Annotated in this window: 15 protein-coding genes; 8 read left to right on the forward strand and 7 right to left on the reverse strand. The window is 62.4% G+C overall.

All coding sequences use genetic code 11. The annotated features are described in order from the left end of the window. Positions 1 to 61 precede the first annotated feature (61 nt). A complete protein-coding gene (locus DM374_RS17855; protein ID WP_110971066.1) occupies positions 62 to 547 on the reverse strand; it encodes a hypothetical protein in 486 nt (161 codons plus the stop codon). A 162-nt stretch (positions 548 to 709) separates the two neighbouring features. After that, positions 710 to 1,624: a site-specific integrase gene (locus DM374_RS17860; protein ID WP_110971067.1), complete on the reverse strand. Its 915-nt coding sequence runs from the start codon at positions 1,622 to 1,624 to the stop codon at positions 710 to 712. A 142-nt stretch (positions 1,625 to 1,766) separates the two neighbouring features. Between DM374_RS17860 and DM374_RS17865 the strand changes: the two genes are divergently transcribed. Continuing rightward, entirely contained in the window at positions 1,767 to 2,414 is a 648-nt protein-coding gene (locus tag DM374_RS17865; protein ID WP_110971068.1) for a DUF1345 domain-containing protein, read from the forward strand. Positions 2,415 to 2,462: 48 nt separating this feature from the next. Here the strand turns inward: DM374_RS17865 and DM374_RS17870 are convergent, their stop codons facing one another. After that, entirely contained in the window at positions 2,463 to 3,428 is a 966-nt protein-coding gene (locus DM374_RS17870; RefSeq protein ID WP_225422528.1) for an HNH endonuclease, read from the reverse strand. A 767-nt stretch (positions 3,429 to 4,195) separates the two neighbouring features. On the opposite strand from DM374_RS17870, the gene DM374_RS17875 reads away from it, so the two are divergent. Then, positions 4,196 to 6,118: a tyrosine-protein phosphatase gene (locus DM374_RS17875; protein WP_110971070.1), complete on the forward strand. Its 1,923-nt coding sequence runs from the start codon at positions 4,196 to 4,198 to the stop codon at positions 6,116 to 6,118. A gap of 29 nt (positions 6,119 to 6,147) precedes the next feature. Here DM374_RS17875 and DM374_RS17880 read toward each other — a convergent pair whose 3' ends face one another. The 3 genes from DM374_RS17880 to DM374_RS17890 all read right to left on the reverse strand — a co-directional run bounded on the left by DM374_RS17880 (position 6,148) and on the right by DM374_RS17890 (position 11,309). Beyond that, positions 6,148 to 7,119 (reverse strand): helix-turn-helix transcriptional regulator, encoded by a 972-nt coding sequence (locus tag DM374_RS17880; protein WP_450088430.1) that lies wholly within the window; start codon positions 7,117 to 7,119, stop codon positions 6,148 to 6,150. A 137-nt stretch (positions 7,120 to 7,256) separates the two neighbouring features. Further along, on the reverse strand, positions 7,257 to 8,345 hold the full coding sequence (locus tag DM374_RS17885) for an HNH endonuclease (RefSeq protein ID WP_110971072.1): 1,089 nt from the start codon (positions 8,343 to 8,345) through the stop codon (positions 7,257 to 7,259). A gap of 123 nt (positions 8,346 to 8,468) precedes the next feature. Continuing rightward, positions 8,469 to 11,309, reverse strand: a complete 2,841-nt coding sequence (locus DM374_RS17890) for an RHS repeat domain-containing protein (RefSeq protein WP_110971073.1) — start codon at positions 11,307 to 11,309, stop codon at positions 8,469 to 8,471. 310 nt (positions 11,310 to 11,619) lie between these two features. Between DM374_RS17890 and DM374_RS17895 the strand changes: the two genes are divergently transcribed. Genes DM374_RS17895 through DM374_RS17915 form a run of 5 tightly spaced genes read left to right on the forward strand, consistent with a single transcriptional unit; the run spans position 11,620 to position 16,763 of the window. Continuing rightward, positions 11,620 to 13,221 (forward strand): FAD-dependent oxidoreductase, encoded by a 1,602-nt coding sequence (locus tag DM374_RS17895; protein WP_110971074.1) that lies wholly within the window; start codon positions 11,620 to 11,622, stop codon positions 13,219 to 13,221. Beyond that, positions 13,218 to 13,571, forward strand: coding sequence for a 4Fe-4S dicluster domain-containing protein (locus DM374_RS17900; protein WP_110971075.1), 354 nt, complete (start codon positions 13,218 to 13,220; stop codon positions 13,569 to 13,571). The genes DM374_RS17895 and DM374_RS17900 overlap by 4 nt, the downstream gene beginning before the upstream one ends. Before the next feature lie 28 nt (positions 13,572 to 13,599). After that, positions 13,600 to 14,688 (forward strand): alkene reductase, encoded by a 1,089-nt coding sequence (locus DM374_RS17905; RefSeq protein ID WP_110971076.1) that lies wholly within the window; start codon positions 13,600 to 13,602, stop codon positions 14,686 to 14,688. A gap of 18 nt (positions 14,689 to 14,706) precedes the next feature. Next, entirely contained in the window at positions 14,707 to 15,399 is a 693-nt protein-coding gene (locus DM374_RS17910) for a peroxiredoxin-like family protein (protein WP_110971077.1), read from the forward strand. A 35-nt stretch (positions 15,400 to 15,434) separates the two neighbouring features. After that, positions 15,435 to 16,763: an LLM class flavin-dependent oxidoreductase gene (locus DM374_RS17915; protein ID WP_110971078.1), complete on the forward strand. Its 1,329-nt coding sequence runs from the start codon at positions 15,435 to 15,437 to the stop codon at positions 16,761 to 16,763. Between the two features lie 64 nt (positions 16,764 to 16,827). On the opposite strand, the gene DM374_RS17920 is transcribed toward DM374_RS17915, so the two are convergent. Further along, on the reverse strand, positions 16,828 to 19,071 hold the full coding sequence (locus DM374_RS17920; RefSeq protein WP_110971079.1) for a TonB-dependent receptor: 2,244 nt from the start codon (positions 19,069 to 19,071) through the stop codon (positions 16,828 to 16,830). A 252-nt stretch (positions 19,072 to 19,323) separates the two neighbouring features. Between DM374_RS17920 and DM374_RS17925 the strand changes: the two genes are divergently transcribed. Further along, complete coding sequence (locus DM374_RS17925; RefSeq protein ID WP_110971080.1) at positions 19,324 to 19,989, forward strand: hypothetical protein; 666 nt, start codon at positions 19,324 to 19,326, stop codon at positions 19,987 to 19,989. The last annotated feature ends 6 nt before the right edge of the window (positions 19,990 to 19,995 follow it).

A 19,995-nucleotide genomic window follows, 5' to 3' on the forward strand; every position in this document is an offset into this window, starting at 1 on the left:
CATCGAATGTCGGTCACTGACTTATCGGGTTTTACTTGATCCAAGAACGGTCAGACGCGCGTTAGGCTTTGACGATTTCAATATGGGTCACACCCATCTCGATCTTGGGTTGATCCTCTCCGACGGGAACCAGGATAGTTGCGATACCCGATTTGAAACCCACGGGCGCGGTAAACAGGAACCCGGCCATTCCCCAGGAGGGATAGGCAATACAAGGCTTGGAGATGATGTGTTCGATGCTCCCGTCATTCAACGACAACACCATCAATGCCCTGAGCCAGACTTCCGAAGGCAGTGTCAGCCACTTGGCCGGATCTGTGCCGATGGACGGCAGGCTGGCAGCAGACTCCAGCGGCAGCCTGCTGGTTTCCATCCGGAAGATATAGTTTGTACCGCCTTCAAGGCCGCTGAATTCCTGACGAATCTGGATCCCTTGGCCAAAGAAGGCATAGTGCAGGTCACCGTCCTTGGCGGTATCCACTTCACGATTGGCTTTCCAATGGTTCAGCCCCTCGCGAAAATCACCATTGCGTATAAAGTTTTCCATGTCGCCGGTCCTTGATTGAGTAATTAAGGTCACCAGATAACTCTCAGCGCTGCTGATACTGGCGACACTCAGGCTAGGGCAATGCGAATGTTCCTGATACTGACAGAAATAACAGGTAACCCGGGCAGGAGGCGTTTGAGTAACGACGATTAAACTGCACGTTCAATAGTCATATCGATCCACCGCGCGCCGCCGCTCGTTATCGTCGCGCATGTCGTAGTTCGCGGTGGTCTGGATGTTGCTGTGGTGCGCCAGTTTCTGCGCGATCGACAGGTCGTGTTCTTCAATCACCCGGGTGATGAACGAGCGGCGGAAATCATGGGGCATGATCTTCACCCCGACCTGCTGGCCGCGCTGGCGGGCGATGTAATAGATGGCGTGCTTGGTGATGCGCTCGCGGGTGATGTGACTGCCGCGTCGAATGCGGTTGAACAGGAAGCTGTCGTCTTCCTGGCCTGCGGGCAGTTGCTCACGGCGGAAGGCCAGCCAGGCATTGAGCTTCTCGAAAGCCCAGGCCGGCGCGTACTTGATCAATTGCTTGTTGCCCTTGCCGAGCACCCGCAGGCTGCGTTCGGCGAAATCCACCTGGGCCAGATCAAGGTTGACCGACTCGGATTTGCGCATGCCAGTGCCGTAGAGCAAGCCGATCACCGCCGCGTCGCGCAGCCCCTGAGGCCGTGGATCGGCGGCGCAGACGTCCATCAGTTCGCGGATCAGCGTGCGCTTGAGGTTGCGCCCCACCGGCAGGCGCGTGCCCTGCACGGCCTTGACCTCACGGATGCGCAGCAGGCGCTCCTGGTCGATCAGGCCCAGGCGCCAGGCTTCGTTCATCACCCCGCGAATGGCGTTGACGTACAGCGACGAGCTGTTGGGCGCGTAGCCATCGCTGCGCAACACCGCCACCAGGTCGGTAACGTGCGCGGGGTCGAGTTGGTGCCAAGGGACGTCAACAATATCGATGCCGTCGAAACCGAGGCGGTCGGCGGCGTCCTGAAGGATGTACTTCATGGTCAACTGGCTGGAAGGCGCCAGTCGGGCAAGGTATTGCAGCAGCGGGTTGGGCAGTGACTCAGGCAAACCGTGGGGTTCCTCGACGACAGGGGCGGTAACCGAAGGCGCGCAGGATGACCGAGCACATCGGCTCGGGCAAGCCCTTTTGCCTGACGACAATGCCAGCGAAGGGCTACAGTTGGCGCACCCTTCCCCGCAGCGAGTTCATATGGCACTTCACAAGCTGGTCCATACCCATCCGCGGCTGAGCGCCGCCGCCCTGACCGGAATTCTGGGCGGTTTCTTCATCCCCGCCGGCGACACCGTGCAGCATGTGCTGGCGGGCTGGAACCTCGCGGTCTGGCTGTACCTGACGCTGGTGCTGGTGCTGACCCTCGGTGCAACGCCTGAAAAGGTGCGTCGCACTGCCGATGTCGAAGACGAAAACGCGGCGCTGGTGCTGTTCGTCGTCAGTATCGCCGCCGTGGCCAGCCTTGCCGCAGTGACCCTGCAGCTGGCCGGCAGCCGTGATCTGCACGGGCAGGAAATGGTCCTTCATTACGCCTATACCGGGCTGACGGTCGCTGGCTCCTGGCTGCTGATCGGCACCATCTTCAGCCTGCATTACGCGCGCTTGTTCTACACCAGCGACAGCAGTGAACCGCTGTTGCGCTTCGCCGATGGCGAACGCCATCCCGATTACTGGGACTTTCACTATTTCTCCTTCACCCTCAGCGTCGCGGTGCAGACGTCGGACATCGGTGTCGGCGGGCGCGGGATGCGCCGGGTGGTGCTGGCTCATTCGGTGATCGGCTTTGTCTTCAACACCGCCATCCTTGGCTTTACCTTGAACATTGCAGCGGGATTGCTGAGCTGAAACCGCCCAGTACCGCAGGGTTTCAGCACCCGAAGGCGTCGTCATCACTCAATGGCGAAAAACATGCTGCTGGTGGTATCTCAGGTAATCCAGCATCTCCTTCGGCAGAAATCGCAGCGGACGCGGTAGCCCAAGCGCTTGCCGGTGCGCGGCATCGAGGCGCGCGGAGATCTGCATCTGGCCGTACTCATCGAACGTAATCAGGCCACGATCAAAAAGCGCATCAAGGTTGGCCGACAGCAACAAACCGTTATGCCCGTCGATTCGCTGCCGCGGCGTGGATTCCGACCAGGGTTTCACATGGGACGCCCTCAATACCTCCCGGCAGGCGACGCCGGTCACGGCACAGGCATTGCCCCAGATGCGCATCAGGTTCTCACGGAATTTGTTCTGTCCACGGCGTGCGCGCAGGCTCACCGTGCCTGGCAAAAACACCGCGTTGCCTTGCGCAAGTTCCTCCGCCAGCGCCGCTTCGGTCAAAGAGCGCTGGATAGCGTGGTTGAGGCGCGCCCACTGTTCCTGGCGCTGCGCGACGGGAATGGCATCGAGCATACGCTCCAGCATCGCGCTATCCAGTTCGGTGTAGCTGCTGAACATGCCCAGCAATCGACGCTTGCCGGTGATTGCCCAAGGATCGAGGGTCACCGGCTCGTCGAACCACCAGAACAACTCCTCAGGGCATATCCAGCTTGGCATGCGATTGAGGTCGTTTCGCCAGCGCTTGAGAAACCGTCGTGGATCATTGCGGTAATTCCGCCGGACCCGGGGGACATTCCAGGCCTCTTTCCAGAGTTCATGCAACGACAGCTCCTTGACGATCGCATCACGTTGCGCTCGCTGCGGCTCATGCAGCAGCGACGTTGCATTACCGGCCACGCCGACCAGTTGCTGGATGCCGTTGTGCGACGCGGTCATGAAGATGAAGATACGGCCCGCATGCCGCTCCAGCGGTGCGGCGCCCAGAGCACCGGTATGAAACACCCGATAACGCAGCCCGTCGCGGGTCACGATCATCCGTGCAGCGTTGTTCCATTCTTCCTGTCCATAACCATGCTCCTTGGGATAACCGCCGGTGCCGGGCGCACCGGAAGGCGCGGTGTACTGGCGGGTATTCCAGAAAATGGGCTTTTGAACGAATAGCGCCATTGGGTTGCTCATCCTTGCGAAAACCATGTGCCGAAATAAAGCAATGCCGCAGTCTGTTTCGGGCAGGCGACAACCGTCCCGCCAGTTGAAATCAGCGATATGCAGACCAGGGCATTGACTCGAATGGCTGCCTGTTGACCAGGTCAGCCGACAACGAAAACCCTCGACTCAGTCAGCGAGGCGGGTTCGTTTGAAGCAGGGCGCGTGAATCAGAACCGGGGACAACGGCTCGAAACAGAGGCAAGGCAAGCGGCGGGGGCACAGCGGAATACGTCCTTGAACTTCATGAAAATCCTCGCAATGAAAAGGTTAGCGGACAGGCACACAGCAATGCCGCGGTTGCCTGACAAAACAAGATGAATCGCTACTGAATCGAAACCCGGTTTGGATGCCTCCTTGAATGATTGCCATTAATACGCCACTACAGACTGAGCGAAATCGATCTAGTTCCGCCGAGGCATCATTATTTCCCTACAAAACAGCGGTGTTTTGTCCGAGCCCGTTGCGGATAACAGACCAAAAACGCACCCCGCGGACCAATCGCGCATGCATTTCAGCGCACCCCTTTTCTGTCACATTGACGCCCCGTTCGCCGCTGATAGTAGGCCTCCCCAAGGTTTTCCAGAGGCTACACCGTGTTCCATCGCACCCTGTGTTCGCTGTCCCTGCTCAGCCTGTCCATCGCCGTCGCCCAGGTCCAGGCTGGCGAAGCTCTCGATACACCACGACTGAAGGGCATCGACAACTTCCGTGACGTCGCCGGCACCACCCGTGCCTACACCACCAGTAACGACGGAGTGATGCGCGCCGGGCAGTTCTATCGCTCCAACGCACTGACGCCCACCGCGTCGGACTTGACCATTCTCAACGGCCTGGGCATCAGCAACGTCTACGACCTGCGCACCCCGAGCGAGATCGCCGCCACGCCGGATACCCTGCCCAGCGGGGCGCAGTACCAGAACATCGACATCATCGGCAGCACCACTTCCGGCTCCAATATCACCACCGTTTCCATCAGCAGCGCCGCCCAGGCGGTGGCGATGATGGAGGAAACCAACCGCGCCTTCGTCAGCGATTCCGGCATGCGCGGGCAGTTCTCCGTGCTGTTCAACGAGCTGGCCAGCGCCGACGGCGCCGCGCTGTTTCACTGCACCGCCGGCAAGGACCGCACCGGCTGGACTGCCGCCGTGCTGCTGAGCATCGCCGGGGTCGACAGCGGCACGATCATGTCCGACTACCTGGCCACCAACGACTACACCGCAGCCCGCGTCGCCGCGACCCTCGCCGCCATGCCGTCGAGCATGGCGGCCATCTACGGGCCAATGCTGGGCGTGCAGGCCAGCTACCTGCAAGCGGGCCTGGATGAAGTCACCGCGCAATACGGCAGCATGGACAACTACCTCAAGGAAGGCCTGGGCCTGTCGCAAGAAACGCTCTACGTGCTGCGCGGCAAGATGGTCTATTACAACAGCCTGCCCGGCATGACTGCCCTCGCCGGCAACGCCGCCGCCGGTGCCCTGCTGTTGCAGCAACTGCAGAACAGCGAACTGTCCGGCACCTACAGCGCCTACAACTACTACCTGCAATCGGCCATTGATGCCGGCAGCCTCGGCGGTGTCGAGTCCACCGTCGGCGGCCAGGTGCATGCCGACGCCGCCAGCTACCTGCTGCGCCAGGGCGCGTTGATCGACCGGGCTGCGGCCAGCTACACCAGCGGCCTGGACCTCAAGGTCGGCCAGACGCGCCTGTGGACCACCGCCCTCGCCGGCTACCTCGGCACCGACGGCTCGGCCCAGGCGGCCAGCAGCAACGAACACACCCAGGGCGCGCTGTTTGGCCTGACCCAACGCTTCTCCGAACAGCTCAGTGGCCATGCCGGTTTCGGCTACAGCCGTGGCAGCATCGGGAGTAGCAGTGGGGATGTCGACACCGACCTGACCTTCCTCAAAGCCGGCGCCCGCTATGCGCCGGGCAGCCTGGAACGGGGCCTGTTCATCGATGCCGGCATCAACGCCGGCTGGCTCGACTACAACGGCAAACGGGAACTGGGCGCCGGCCTCGGCAGCGCCAAGGGCGATACCCACGGGACATTGAGCGGCGCCAGCCTTGCGCTGGGCTATCGCATTCCGTTGAACGGCATGACCCTGGAGCCGAGCCTGGGCCTGCGCGTCAGCCACCTCGACCTCTCCGGTTTCCAGGAAAAAGGCAGCGAACTGGCGCTGGACGTCGATGGCCTCCAGTCCACCCGGCGCAGCGCCACGGCAGGCGTGAAAGCCACCTTCGCCGCGGTCGGTCTGAGTGGCGGCTGGCAACTGGTGCCGGGCATCGAGCTGGGTTACGACCATGCCCTCGGCGATCATCAGGTGCAAAGCGACGGCCGCCTGCTCGGGCTGGATATCCAGCAACGCGCGGCCTTTGATAACCGCGACCAGTTCAACGGCGCCTTCAGTCTGACGGCAAGCCTGGATGCCCTGAGCATCGGAGCCGAGGTCGGTGCTATCGCCGGCGGTGAAAGCCACGGCGTCAGTGGCGGCCTCAAGGCGAGCTATCAGTTCTGACCGAAAGCTAGCCCGGCCTCACAGCCGGGCTAGCGTCCCTTCCTGAGTTCAGCCGGACTAACACCATAGGCATTCTGGAAGTACTGACAGAAGCGTCCGACGTTGCTGAATCCAAGGCTCAGCGACAGCTCGCTGATGGACTGGGCGCAATCCCCGCGCAGCACCGCATGCGCCCGCTCCAGACGTACCTGGCGCTGATAGCCGACGATCGAATTGCCCACGAAACGCCGGAACCCGTCCTGCAACGCCCGCAGGCTGACGTTGCTCAGTGCCGCCAGCTCGGTGCCGCTCACCAGCGCATCCGGATGCTCACGGATGTACTCGACGGCCAGCTTCACATGACGCGGCGCAATTTGCGGGGCCGGGGCGCGCAACGCTTCACTGTGGTTGTGCGGCCAGGCCTCCAGCACCGCATCCACCAGCATCTCCTGCAGACGCAGCGGCATCAGCGCGCTGGAGTTGATCAGCCCGTCGAACGCACTGCCGGTGGCCATCGAGATAATCGCGCGGATGCCCTGGAAGCTGTCGGCAGTCAGGTCCACCACCGGCTGGAAGCGCACCTTGTCCATCACCGGCCTGCCGAGCAGTGTCGCCAGCCGCCGGGCGAACAGCTCGCGCCGCACGGAAATGCCGTACTGCTGATGGCCATCGACAAAACTCACCGAACGCACCTCGGCTTTCTCCACCGCCAGGCCATAGCGCGGCGTCCCGACCTGATCGTCGCCCAACTCGAAAACGATTCGCCCCGCCGTAGGAAAGACAAAGGTGATCTCGTCATCCATATCGGGCAATTGCGTCGTGAAATCACCCAGGTAGCTCATCTGCCGAAAGCTGACGCCCTCGTAGCGGCCATAGACCCCGGCGATGACCACCTTGCGGTCCAGGCGTGGCAGATGGGCATAAAGACTGCCGAACATCCGGGTGAAGAGCGCGCCGAACTCGTCGGCACTGAGGTCCGCCGAGCGGATCAGGAACTGCTTGCGGGGTGGGGCGGAAATCACCGGTGTCATCAACCTTTTTGGCGGCGGGCGCCGGGATGCTCGCAGGTGGGGATGACCGTTATGTTTCAGGGCGTTTCCAGTGGCAGCCAATGCGTGCCGAAACGGGCTGGATGTGCACCCAGCCCACGCAACCAATATCAGTGCTGGAACACCTGCTCTCGATGATAATCCAGGTATTCCCCGACCCCGTCCGGCACAAACCGCAACCTGCGCGGCAACCCCAACGCCGCGCAACTCGCCTCGCACAACCGCTTCGACACAAACATCTCCCCGCGTGAATCGAAGCTGATCAAGCCGCGATAAAACAGCGCATCCAGATTCGCCGCCAACAGCAGGCCATTGCTGCTATCCAGCCGCTCCTTCGCCGTCGATTCGGCCCAGGGTTTGATATGTGAAGCGCGCAACACTTCGGTACAGGCCAACCCCGTCACCGCACACGCGCCGCCCCAGACCTCAAGCAAGTCCTGGCGGAATTTACCGCGCCCGCGTCGGGCCTGGATCTGGGCCATGACCTCGGTAACGTGCTCGGCGCCCTCCAGCAACTCATCCCGCTCCGAAGCCGCCACGGGTTCAGTTGGCGCACATTGAATGGCGTCCATCAGCCGGACCCATTTATCGCCGCGTTGCTCCTGCGGGATCGCATCCATGATTCGGCCAACCAAGGCCAGATCAAGTTCTGTGTAGCTCTTCTGCTTGCCGGCGACGATATTCGGGTCGAGGGTCACGGGCTCATCGAACCACCAGAAGTAGTCGTCCGGGCACACCCAGTTGGGGATCCAGTGCAGGTGCTGTTTCCAGTTCTTGAGGAAGTGGTGGCGGTCATCCTCGTGGATCCTGCGGACTTTGGTGACGGACCAGGCTTCTTCCCAGAGGTCGTTCAGGGCCAGCTTCTGGACGATCTCTTCACGCTGGGCCTGGAGGCGTTCATCGAACAGGCCGACGGCGTTACCGGCGATGCCGACCAGTTGCAGGATGCCGTTGTGCGCGGCGGTCATGAAGACGAAGGTCTGGCCGGCGTTGTCGATCAGCGGCGCAGTGCCAAAACCTTCGGTGTGGAAGACGCGGAAGCGCTCAGCGCCACGCCGCAGCAACAGGCGCGGCGAGTTGTTCCACTCTTCGTGGCCGTAGCCGTTTTCCTTGGGATAGCCGCTGGTGGCAAAGGCGCCAGACGGGGCCACGTAGTTGTTGGTGTTCCAGAAAACCGGCTTTTGTACGAATAACGCCATTACCTTCAATCCTTGTGTCAGCAGCCTTCGCGTGCGCAGGCTCTAGTGATGGCAGGATGATAGCAAAAAGACGGCGAGCAATTCATGGGGCGATGGAAACGATGGCGCTTCGTTCTCCCGGAGCTAGCCATACCGATGGATAAAGCGAACCCTGTCAGGAGTCCTTCGAATGGCATCATTCAATTGAGAAACATCGACGTGCACCTCTTCGAGTTCAATATCAATTCCAAAGTTACTCAGGATGCCATATGCGCTTTCCCGGGTAACGGGATGATCCTGACTGTCATCAAAGAACTTGATAATCCCCCCTGGATTATTGATGACGTTGTCAGTGACTGAAACACCGGAGATACCGGTCGCATCAATTTCATACAGGTTACCCTTGGCCTGGCCAACCCGAACGTAATAATCAACACCTGTAATTTCAGTAGACGCAATAAGGGTTTCCTGTTGTCTTCTTATTTCCGCATCAGACCGAGCAAGAGAATCATCTGAATGATTTGAATCCTCAGAGCCGTTTTCATACTGATCAACAATACCCCCATGAAGCATATTCTCTACTGCACTGAAATCAGAACTTGCCCTGAATCCACTACTGAGAATTTCGCTTGGCGAACTCCAGTCCAATCGATAAATGCGACCGATACTGGCCCGCTCAATCAAAGACTGTTCATTGATGTAGTGAGTACCCGGCTGAAAGCGAGCATTGTAATGCTCTGGCGGCTGGTTCAGCATTACGTCTCTTACTTGGCTGACCACAACATCCCTTGCATTTACCTGATTGCCCTGGACTTCAAAAGCATGCCGTTGAGCAAAATCAGCCCACCCCTGCAGGACCTCCATTCCTGCTATTCCCCAATGGCTCTCGGCATTATTCAAACGTTGAGTAATGGGGACACCCACCAGGCCGGACTTATCGATATAGCTGACGGGGTTGCCACCGCAGAAACAGAACGGGTTCAGGCCGTCGACTGCACCCAGGGGATCAGCGGATAACCAGCGGCCCACCCACGGCTGATAGTACCGATAACCGTAGTAGTACAACCCCGTGGCATCACGTTCCTTGCCCGAGTAACGTACTGTTTTATAAGCCACCTCCACGTCACTGGAGGCTGTCAGCACGGAAGTTCCGCCATAAGGGTAATATTCTTCCTGGCTGATGATTCTGCCGTTGCCATCAACTTCCAGGCTACTGCTCCCCTGCAGATTCTCGTAGCAATAACGCACCTGATCATTGCTGATGCCTTCAGGCTTGCCGGTTTCCCAATGCATAACCCGAACCCGTGCACGCCCGGACTCTCCGACCGTAATCACTTGCAGGGCTTCTGTCTGAGCACTTGCGCGGGTTGTGTTACGCAACTCCAGCGTTGGCAAATACACGACTCGCTGCGTCTGCATGATTGAACTGATTTTCTGCGTGCTGAACTTCAATAGCCGTTGGCTGGCGCTGTCGTACCGGTAGCTTTCCACGTCATCCGGCGCCCCGATGCGCGCCACCGGCACCACTCGCTGCAACTCGCCGCGAGGCGTCCAGTCCAGGGACTGTCCCGCCTGCAGCAGCAACTGTCGCCCACCTGCCGTAAACAGAGCGTGTACCTGGGCCGGGCTCTCTGTCAGGGCACTCAATACTCCCCGATTGCTGCGATCACTTACGGTGATGTCCGTTGTGTAACTATTGTTCGTGCCCGGCGCGCTATGGCGTATTCGGGTCAGGTTGCCGCTGCGATCATAGGTATAGGTACGCGTGTAGTTCGCATAGGTCGTGTTACTGAACTCCGTAATGGTCACCAGCCTGCTGTTGCGCTGACCTGCGTTCGCCATCTCTCGTCCAGTGGCGCCGACCAGTTGATAAAGGCTGTCGTAGCGATACACGTTGACCGGCATTACTTTCTGGTTGCGCCAGAAGCGAACGTCCTCGGCCTCATTGTTCATCTTGAGTACGTTGCCTACAGGATCGTATTCATAGCGCAGGTCCTGCAGCACTTTTACTCCAGACGAGGGCTCACCGGCACGCGCCGTTCGAATACCCGACAAGCGCTGTGTCCCTGGCTCATAGGTATACGTGGTCAGTACGCCATTGCCGTGGACCTCGCACAGCTTCTGCCCGGCAGCCGAGTAAGTCAGCGAGCCAACGATGATTTGCTGCGCGCCGCCCGCCACTGTCAGCCAACTGCTCGACAACTGGCCCGTCACGTCGTACGCCACGCGCTGCACGTTACCTTTCGCATCGGTGGTACTCAGGATGGTACCCGTCGCATCCGTGGTGGTTACGGTGCTGAATTTTTCTTCAGCCAGGAGACTTTCCCTGGCCGCCATCCCTTCTGGCAGCCAATTCGCCACCACCGTCGGATTCTCCACCTCGCTCAGCAGGTGGCGGGTTACACAGAGCGAGGTACCGGTGAGCCCCACGCTGTCGGTCTGCAGCAGACCTGCGGTGTCGTAGTGACGAACGCATCGCCCAGCCAGGTTCAGTGCCTGCTCCGCCGGACTGTTTGCCCCATACACAAACCGCTCGGTGACATGAACGCTTCCGTCTGCCGTCACCTCGGTAACGGCAAGCGGACGGCCCGGCATGTCTTCCTCTTCGTATTGCCAGGTACGGGTCACTACCTCGCTCGTGTCGGGCGCGCCGTCTTCAGCCACAGAGAGATTGCTGATAGCCACGCCGGGCCGTCCGGCAGCGTCGTACAAGGCGAGGGTAATGCCGGCGTCGGCGCTGATAGTGCTTAGCACTTTGCCAACGAGGTCAGTCTGGTAGATGAAGTTCGCCAACCCCTTCTCATGAAGGCGCGGGTCAGCGCTGCGGACCAGGAAGCCTTGTGCGTTGAACACATGGCGGCTGATACGCTCGCTGGTGTCATTCGGGGAGTCCGGGTGACGGTGGTACGTGATGTCGCGCACCCTTAGGCCGCGACTGTCGAGCCCTGTGACCGTCGGGGTGTTCCTGAACAAAGACGTATTCATCTGTTATCCGCCGTCATGGCCATTCCCTGCACAGGTTTCAGTATTGTTGAGGAAGGTGCTTCATGCCATTACCGGCACGTGGGGAAACAGCCCGGAAACAGGTCGCGGACACCCTCACAGAAGCGAACGAATGCCCTGAAAAAATAACGAAAACTAATTTTAAGGTTACGGTAAATACCAAACTCACATAATTAGCTTAGAACCAAAAAGCCTTTCCCTCGCGCCGAACGCAGGCATATCGTTCTACCAGACCCGACCCCACTCCTGGCGGAGGCCGTCCCCAACGACCTCTGCAGGAGCCTGCGCATCCATGATTCCCCTGTTTCACAACGCCCCCGCCCCACTCCACCTGCGCGCCGATGTGCTGGTGATCGGTGGCGGCCTGGCCGGCACCTGGGCGGCGGTGGCCGCGGCGCGTAAAGGCGCGAAGGTGGTCCTTGCCGACAAGGGTTACTGCGGCACCAGCGGCGTGACCGCGACCGCCGGCCCCGGCCATTGGTGGGTGCCGCCGGAACAACGCGAAGCGGTGATCGAGAAACGCACCCTCAGCGCCGAAGCGCTGGGCGATCCGCGCTGGATGGCGCGGATTCTCGACACCACCTGGCAATCGCTGCCGCAACTGGACCGCCTGTACGGTTTCCCTCGCGACGAGCGTGGCAACAAGCAGTACCGCGCCCTGCGCGGGCCGGAATACATGCGGGCCATGCGCCAACTGACGCTGGAACACGGCGTCACCCTACTGGATCAGAGCCCGGCGCTGGAACTGCTGAAGAACGATTCCGGCGAACTGGCCGGCGCGCGTGGCTGGCAGCGCCAGGCCAAGCGCGAATGGCAGGTCAGCGCGTCGGCCGTGGTGCTGGCCACCGGTGGCTGCGGCTTTCTTTCCCGACTGCTGGGCAGCCACACCAACACCGGCGACGGTTACCTGATGGGCGTCGAGGCCGGGGCTGAGCTGTCGGGGATGGAGTTTTCCAACTACTACTGCATCGCCCCGGCCGGCAGCACCATGACCCGCTCGATGGTCTACACCTTCGGCCGCTACTTCGATGGCGCCGGCCGCGAGCTGGAGATCACCCAGGGCCCGGGCTTCAATGACGCCCTCGCCCGCGCGCTGTTACAAGGTCCGGTGTTCTGCCGGCTGGACCGCATTCCCGAGGACATCCGCGCGCGCCTGCCGTATGTGCAGCCGAACTTGATGCTGCCGTTCGACCGCCAGGGCATCGATCCGTACCGCGACAAATTCCCGGTCACGCTGCACGGCGAAGGCACCATCCGCGGTGTCGGCGGCCTGCGAATCGTCGATGACGACTGCCAGACCGGCGTGCCCGGCCTGTTCACCGCAGGCGACGCGGCCAGTCGCGAGGCGGTGACCGGGGCGATCTCCGGCGGTGGCGCAGTGAATTCGTCCTGGGCGTTGTCCAGCGGCCAGTGGGCCGGCGCCGGCGCGGCGCGGCATGCCCTGGCGCAGCCGGCGAAAGATACCGTAGTACGTAGCGTGGCACAGGTCGGACTATTGAAAAATGGCAATGCGGGTGACGATCACCGCAAGACCATCCGCGCCATCCAGGACGAACTGCACCCCTACGACAAAAACCTGTTCCGCCATGGCGCGCAGTTGCAGCGCTCCCTCGGCGTGCTGGAAAACCATTGGGACCGCCTGCGCGAACAGCGCAGCGTCGACAGTCCCGAGGCGCTGTTGCACTGGCGGCAAACCGCGGCGCTGCTGGCCAGCGCCCGCTGGTGCTACCAGAGCGCCCTGGCACGCAAGGAAAGCCGCGGCATGCACCAGCGCAGCGACGCACCTGCCCGCCTCGCCAGTTTTGATAGCCATCTGCGCAGCGCCGGGCTGGACACGCCCTGGGTGCGCCGCGATGCCCTGCCGACCCTTCACGCCAGCGAGGTGCCGGCATGATCGAGTTGATCTTCAGTGACCGCTGCAACGGCTGCAGCCAGTGCGTAACGGCCTGCCCCAGCAACGTGCTGGCCGTGGGCAGCGACGGCAAGCCACGGATTGCCGATCAGTCGGCCTGCCAGACCTGCTTCATGTGCGAACTGTACTGCCACAGCGACGCGCTCTACGTGCACCCCGATTGCGAGCAGTCGGTCAGCCTCGACCCGGCGCAGGTGCTCGCCAGCGGCCTGGTCGGCCAGTACCGACGGGACTCCGGCTGGGACGAGTTCGCCAGCGACCCGCGCTACGAAAACCAGCACTGGCGCATGGAGGGCATCTTCGTCCTGGCCCGTGAACTGGCCACCCACTGAACCCGTTTCCCCTGAGCAGGAGTCACCCATGAGTCTTTTCAGCACCGCACCGCTGGGCAACCTGACCCTGGCCAACCGCGTGGTCATGGCCCCGCTGGGCCGCGCCCGCTCCGACGAACAGACGCGCCAGCCGCTGCCGCGGGTCGCGACCTATTACCGCCAGCGCGCCAGTGCCGGGCTGATCATTTCCGAGGCCACCCATGTCTCCAGCGAAAGCGTCAGCCGGCCCGGTGGCTCGGCGATCCACGATGACGCCCAGGTCGAGGCCTGGAAACCGGTGACCGCCGCCGTGCACGCCGAAGGCGGGCGGATCTTCCAGCAACTGTTCCACCTCGGGCGCAAGGCCCATCCGCACCGCCTGCCGGGCAACCTGCTGCCGGTGGCGCCCTCGGCCATCGCCGCCATCGGTGAGATTTCGACGCCGAGCGGCCAGCAGCCCTTCCCGGTGCCGCGCGCCCTTGAAACCGAGGAAATCGCCCAGCGCGTCGAAGACTTCCGCATCGCCGCGCGCAATGCCGGGCGCGCCGGGTTCGACGGTGTGGAAATCCATGCCGCCAACGGCTATCTGATCGACCAGTTCCTGCGTGACGGCGCCAATCAGCGTGACGACCGCTACGGCGGCAGTGTGGAAAACCGTGCGCGCTTGCTGCTGGAAATCGTCGACGCCGCCATCGCCGAGCTGGGCGCCGAGCGGGTGGGCGTGCGCATTTCGCCGAACGTGGAATACGACGGCATCCGCGACAGCGACCCGCTGGCGTTGTACAGCCATGTCGGCCGCGAACTGCAACAGCGCGGTATCGCCTACCTGCACCTGATCGAACCGGACACCACGCCGCCAGAACGCCGCCTGGCGCCGACCCTGCGCGAGCTGTTCACAGGGCCGTTGATTCTCGCCGGCGACTTCGACCGCGACAGCGCGCGCCAGGCCGTCGAGCAGGGCCGCGCCGATTTCGTCGCCTTTGGCCGGCTGTTTATCGCCAACCCCGACCTGGTGGAACGCTTTCGCCGGGAGGCGCCGCTCAATGCCCCGGACGAAGCCAGCTTCTATGTCGGCGGCGACCAGGGCTACATCGATTACCCCTTTCTCGAACCCCGCCGCGAAGCTGTTGCCGGCTGAGCGAAACAGGAGCCTTTCATGAGCGAATCCGTCAATCACCTGCTGGCTGAGCTGCATGCCGAACGCCAGCGCACCTGGGCCCCGGAGGCCCTCAAGGTCAACGTCGACCAACGCCAGCGCCTGGTGGATGAGGCTGATCCCGAGCGCTTCGTCAGCGCCGGCGACATCATCGCGCCGTTCGAGCTGCTCAAGGTCGAAGGCGGTAGCCTCAGCCTGGAGCAACTGGTGAGCAAGGGCCCGGCGGTACTGGTGTTCTTCCGCTTCGCCGGCTGCCCGGCGTGCAACATCGCCATCCCCTATTACGAACGCAACCTGCAACCGGCGCTGAAACGCCGAGGCGTGCCACTGGTGGCGATCAGCCCCCAGGTGCCGGAGCGCCTGAAAGAAATCAAGGACAAGCACCACCTCACTCTGCAAGTCGCCAGCGACAAGGACAACGCCCTCGGCCAGCGCCTCGGCATTCTCTACAGCTTCGACGATGCCTCGCGCCAGGCGGCGCTGGCGAAAGGCCCGGGCATCGGCGCCATCACCGGCACCGGCACCTGGGAGTTGCCGCAGCCGACCGTGGTGGTGATCGGCCGCGACCAGCGTGTGCACTTCGCCCAGGTCAGCCCGGACTGGCTGGTGCGCAGCGAAGCACAACCGATCATCGACGCGGTGGACGCCGCGCTGGATGCCGACAGCCTGCTGGTACGGCACGCCTGGGCCTGAGCCCATCCCCTTCAACCCCCGACAGGACCTGAACCATGAGCACACGGCAGTTGCACCTCGGCGCCATCCTTACCGGCGTCGGCACCGACCCACAGGAATGGCTGGACCCACAGATCCCCGGCACCGCCAGCATCGACATCGACTGGTACAAACAACAGGCCCGCGCCGCCGAAGCGGCGAAGTTCGACCTGGTGTTCATTGTCGACAGCCCCTACATCACCCCGGACTCGGCGCCGCACTTCCTCAACCGCCTGGAGCCGCTGACCCTGCTCTCGGCGCTGGCCGGCGCCACCGACAAGATCGGCCTGGTGGCGACCCTGACCACCTCCTACACCGAGCCCTTCAACGTCGCCCGCCAGTTCGCCTCGCTGGACCAGATCAGTCATGGCCGCGCTGGCTGGAACGTGGTCACCACCGGCCTTGAAGGTGCCGCCGGCAACTTCGGCCGCGAGCACCATATCGACCACGGTGAGCGCTACCGCCGCGCCCACGAACATGTCGCGGTGGTCCAGGGACTGTGGGACTCCTACGAGGACGACGCCTTCCCCCGCGACCGCGCCAACAAGCGCTTCCTCGACCCGGCCAAGCAACACCGCCTCGACCACCGAGGCGAATTCTTCTCGGTTACCGGGCCGCTGAACATCTCCCGTTCCGCGCAGGGGCAGCCGGTGATTTTCCAGGCTGGCGTGTCCGAGTCCGGGCGCGGCCTGGCGGCACGGATCGCCGAAGGGATTTTTGCTGGTGTCGACAACTTCGAAGACGCCCGCGAGTACTACGCCGACATCAAGCGCCGCGCCGCCGAGGCCGGGCGTGATCCAAACCAGGTGCTGGTATTCCCCGGCATCTCGCCGATCATTGCCGACACCGACGAAGAGGCCCAGGCGCTGCTGCTGCAACGCACTGGCGAGCTGGACCTGAAAAAGGCCCTGGTGCAACTGGGCCGGCCGTTCAACTACCACGACTTCAGCCAGTACGACCTCGACGCCCCCTTCCCGGACCTCGGCGAACTGGGCAGCAACGGTTATCGCGGGCATGCCGAGAAGATCAAGCGCGTGGCGCGGGAACAGGGCCTGACCCTGCGTCAAACGGCGCTGCGCTTTGCCCGGCCATTTACCGGCTTTGCCGGTTCAGCACAGACGGTGGCGAACGAGATCGAGCGCTGGTTCACGGAAGGCGCGGTGGACGGCTTCAACGTGCACGTCGGCGCACCGGCGGCGTTTGCCCGGTTTACCGATGAGGTGGTGCCGATCCTGCGTGAACGCGGGTTGTTCCGCAGTGAATACCAGGGACGCACGCTGCGCGATCACCTGGCGCTGGATGTGCCGGTGAATCGGCACAGCGTGAAGGCTGCCGAGGTGGCTTGATTTCAGGCCAGCTTCGCTACACATCCCAAGCCACGCGCCGCAAGGCGCGCAGCTCTATCCCCCATCAGAAATGCGTCGTCACCGACATTCCATAGGTGCGCCGATCACCCCGCGCATCCCAGGCAATATCGAACGGCAGCGGCACACTGTCGGTCTTGTAGCGCTTGTCGGTGAGGTTGTTGACGTAGGCGCTGACGTCCAGGTCATTACGACCGCCGAAGTGGTACGTCAGGCTGGCGTTGCCCAGGGTGTAGCCGCCCTGCGAAACACTGTGGTCTTCCTGCGCAGTCGGCAGGAAAAAGATCCGGCTCTGGTAGCGCCAGCTATTGTCGAGGGTCAGTGCATCACCGCCTGATAGCGGAATGCGGTAGCTCGCCCCCACCGACAGGGTGCGCGACGGCGAACGGGCGATACGGTTACCGGAGTAATCCGGGCCGCCTTCCGAAGCGAAGTCCTTCAGTTCGGTGTGCAGCAGGCCCAGGGAGCCGCGCACTTGCAGGTTCTGGATCGGCAACGCCTGCAGCTCGAACTCGGCACCGCGGATCACCCCGCTACCGCTGTTGGTCAGCAACGACACCACTTCGCCGTTGCTCACCGTGACGTTGTTCACCTGGATATCGGCGTAGTCGTAGTAGAAGACGTTGGCGTTGGCGATCAGGCGCTCGTCGAACCACTCGCTCTTGATCCCCAGTTCGTAGGCATCGACGTTCTCCGGCGCCACCACCGAGGTTTCCGCCTGCACCGTCGCCCCGCCGTTGAAGCCACCAGAGCGGAAGCCCTTGGCGTAGCGGAAGTAGACGCGGGCGTTGTCGTTCAACTGGTATTCGGGGGTGAAGTCGTACGTCAGCTTGCTCCAGGTGCGTTTCTCGTCCTGCACAGCCACGGTGGCCAGGTCGCCGCTGTAGTTTTTCCACCAATGATCGCTGCTGCCGAAAGCAACAGAACCGGCGCCCGGCGCGGAGACGCGGTGCAGGTCGATGTCCTTGGTCTCGCGGGTCCAGCGCAGGCCCAGGGTCAGGCTCAGGTCGTCGGTGGCCTGCCAGGTGCTGCTGCCGAACAGCGCGTAGCTGGTGGTGGTCTGGTCGAGGTCGGTACGACCATAGCTGGCCACCCCGAACGGCGCGTTGTAGGCGGTCGGCAGGATGGCACTGCTGCTGGCGCTGTCGAGGCTCTCGTGGAACAGGTGGGTACCGACGATCCAGCTCACCGGCTGGTTCTTCGGCGAGGACAGGCGCAGTTCCTGCGACACCTGGCGCCAATGGTCGTCGGCGTAGGATCGGCCGAATTCGTAGATGCCCATGTTCGGGCCCTGGGCCTTTTCGTGGACGTCGTCCAGGGCGGTGATCGAGTCCAGCGTCAGTTCGCCCAGTTCCCATTGCAAATTCAATTGCACGCCGTTGTGCTCGACGCGGTCCTCGGCCTTGCCGGTGTATGCCGCTTCATCGTCCTTCAACGCCGGCGCCGGACCGAACAGCGTGGTGCCGCCCGGGCCTGCGCCCCAGGCGCGAGTCGGAATGCCCTGGCCTTTGTAATCACGGGCACGCACCTGCAGGGTGGCCTGCAAGGTGTCGCTCAAGCGCGCGAGGATCTGCGCACGCACCGCCTGGTCGTGGACATCGCCGTAGGTGTGGTCGTCCACCAGATTCTTCAGTTGGCCGTCCTTGCTCTGATCGACGAAGGCCACCCGCGCGGCCAGGCGGTCCTCCACCAGGGTGCCGCCGTAGGCGCCCTCGTAGAGCCGCGAATCGTAGTTGCCGGCGTCTACCTTGAAGTAGCCATTGCCCTCTTCGAAAGCCGGCTTGCGCGAAACGAAGTTGATCGCCCCGCCGGTGGTGTTCTTGCCCCACAGCGTGCCTTGCGGACCGCGCAGGATCTCCACCCGTTCCAGGTCATAGAGCGGACCGCCGGTGGCGATATGCGGGCTGATATAGGTGTCATCGACATAGATGCCCACCGGGTAGACCGTGGTCGACGCCATGTCGCCCGAGCCCATGCCGCGGATGTACCAGCGCGGCCGCTGGTTGCCGGCGAACTCCGGGGCGATGGCGTTGGGCACATCCTGCAGCGCCTTGCCGGCAGTGAAGCCGCCGCCGGTATTGCGGATGCTGTCGCCGGAGACCGCGGACACTGCGGAGGCCACATCCTGCAGCGACTCCTCGCGCTTCTGCGCGGTCACCGTGACCGTGGGCAACGCGTCCTGGTTCTTCACCGAAGCGTCTTCGCTTTCAGCGGCCAGCAACCCCTGGACAGGCAGCACAGCGGCAGCGATCAACAACGCCAGGCTATGGCGGCGGAACGGAACATTCATGTGGGCAGGTCTCTTTTTTCAAGTTTCTGCCCGTATGGCAAGGCCCGTGCCAAGCGCTGCAGGCCTGACGGGCCGCGGGTTTCGGCGAGGTCGATAAAGTTGACTGCTGCGTCAGAGACAACGCGCCAGCAGGATGGTGTTGCCTGGGGTGCAGGTTGCCATCATTCTCTTGAGTCCACACACGGCACGCCGTTAACCTGCGCGTTGCGCCTCGCGGCGAGAAAGCCCCCTCCACTCAGCAAGGACGTGCAAATGGGTCAGCTCAAAGAAGTACTTAACTCGTTTAACGGTGATGCATTTTCAGAGGAACGGGAGCAGGTAGAGACACTGTTTGAACTGGGCGCCGCGCGTGCCGCGCTGATGGAACTTGAACTGAACCAGCACCTGAACGCCCTGCTGGCGAACGATGGCGACAACCAGAGCATTCCTGTGTCGAGCATCATTGGCGCGTACTCGCACGTTCACGCAATGACCTACTACACAGACCCGAATCATATCGTCGCCACCTTCAGAAACGCCCTGGCCAAGGCCGTGACGGTTGGGCGCTTCAGGGCCATCGACAGCATCAGCGCCCTGCTTGCCGAGAGCCTGAAGTCGGCCTTGCAAGACCCCAACACCCACACCGAGGGCAAAGCGCTTTACGTGGTGCTGGCGGATGGGCAGTCGCTGGTGAGGCTGGACATCAAGATGTGGTGCGCCGATGTACCGTCCCACACCCTGCACAAGGCCGCGGAGAAAATCGTGGTCGTCTCCGCAGTCAAATCGACAATCGACGTTACCCGGCTGACGCTGAATACCTTTCTCCACGTCTATCAGCGCCAGTTGAGGGCCGGCTCCGTGGGAGGGAGTGATCTCATGAGAGAAATCGAAGACATTGCCGCGTTGTTCAGGGCATTGAAGCGGATCCATGAAGCGTAGTGGGTG

The organism is Pseudomonas huaxiensis (assembly GCF_003231275.1).
GTDB lineage: Bacteria > Pseudomonadota > Gammaproteobacteria > Pseudomonadales > Pseudomonadaceae > Aquipseudomonas > Aquipseudomonas huaxiensis.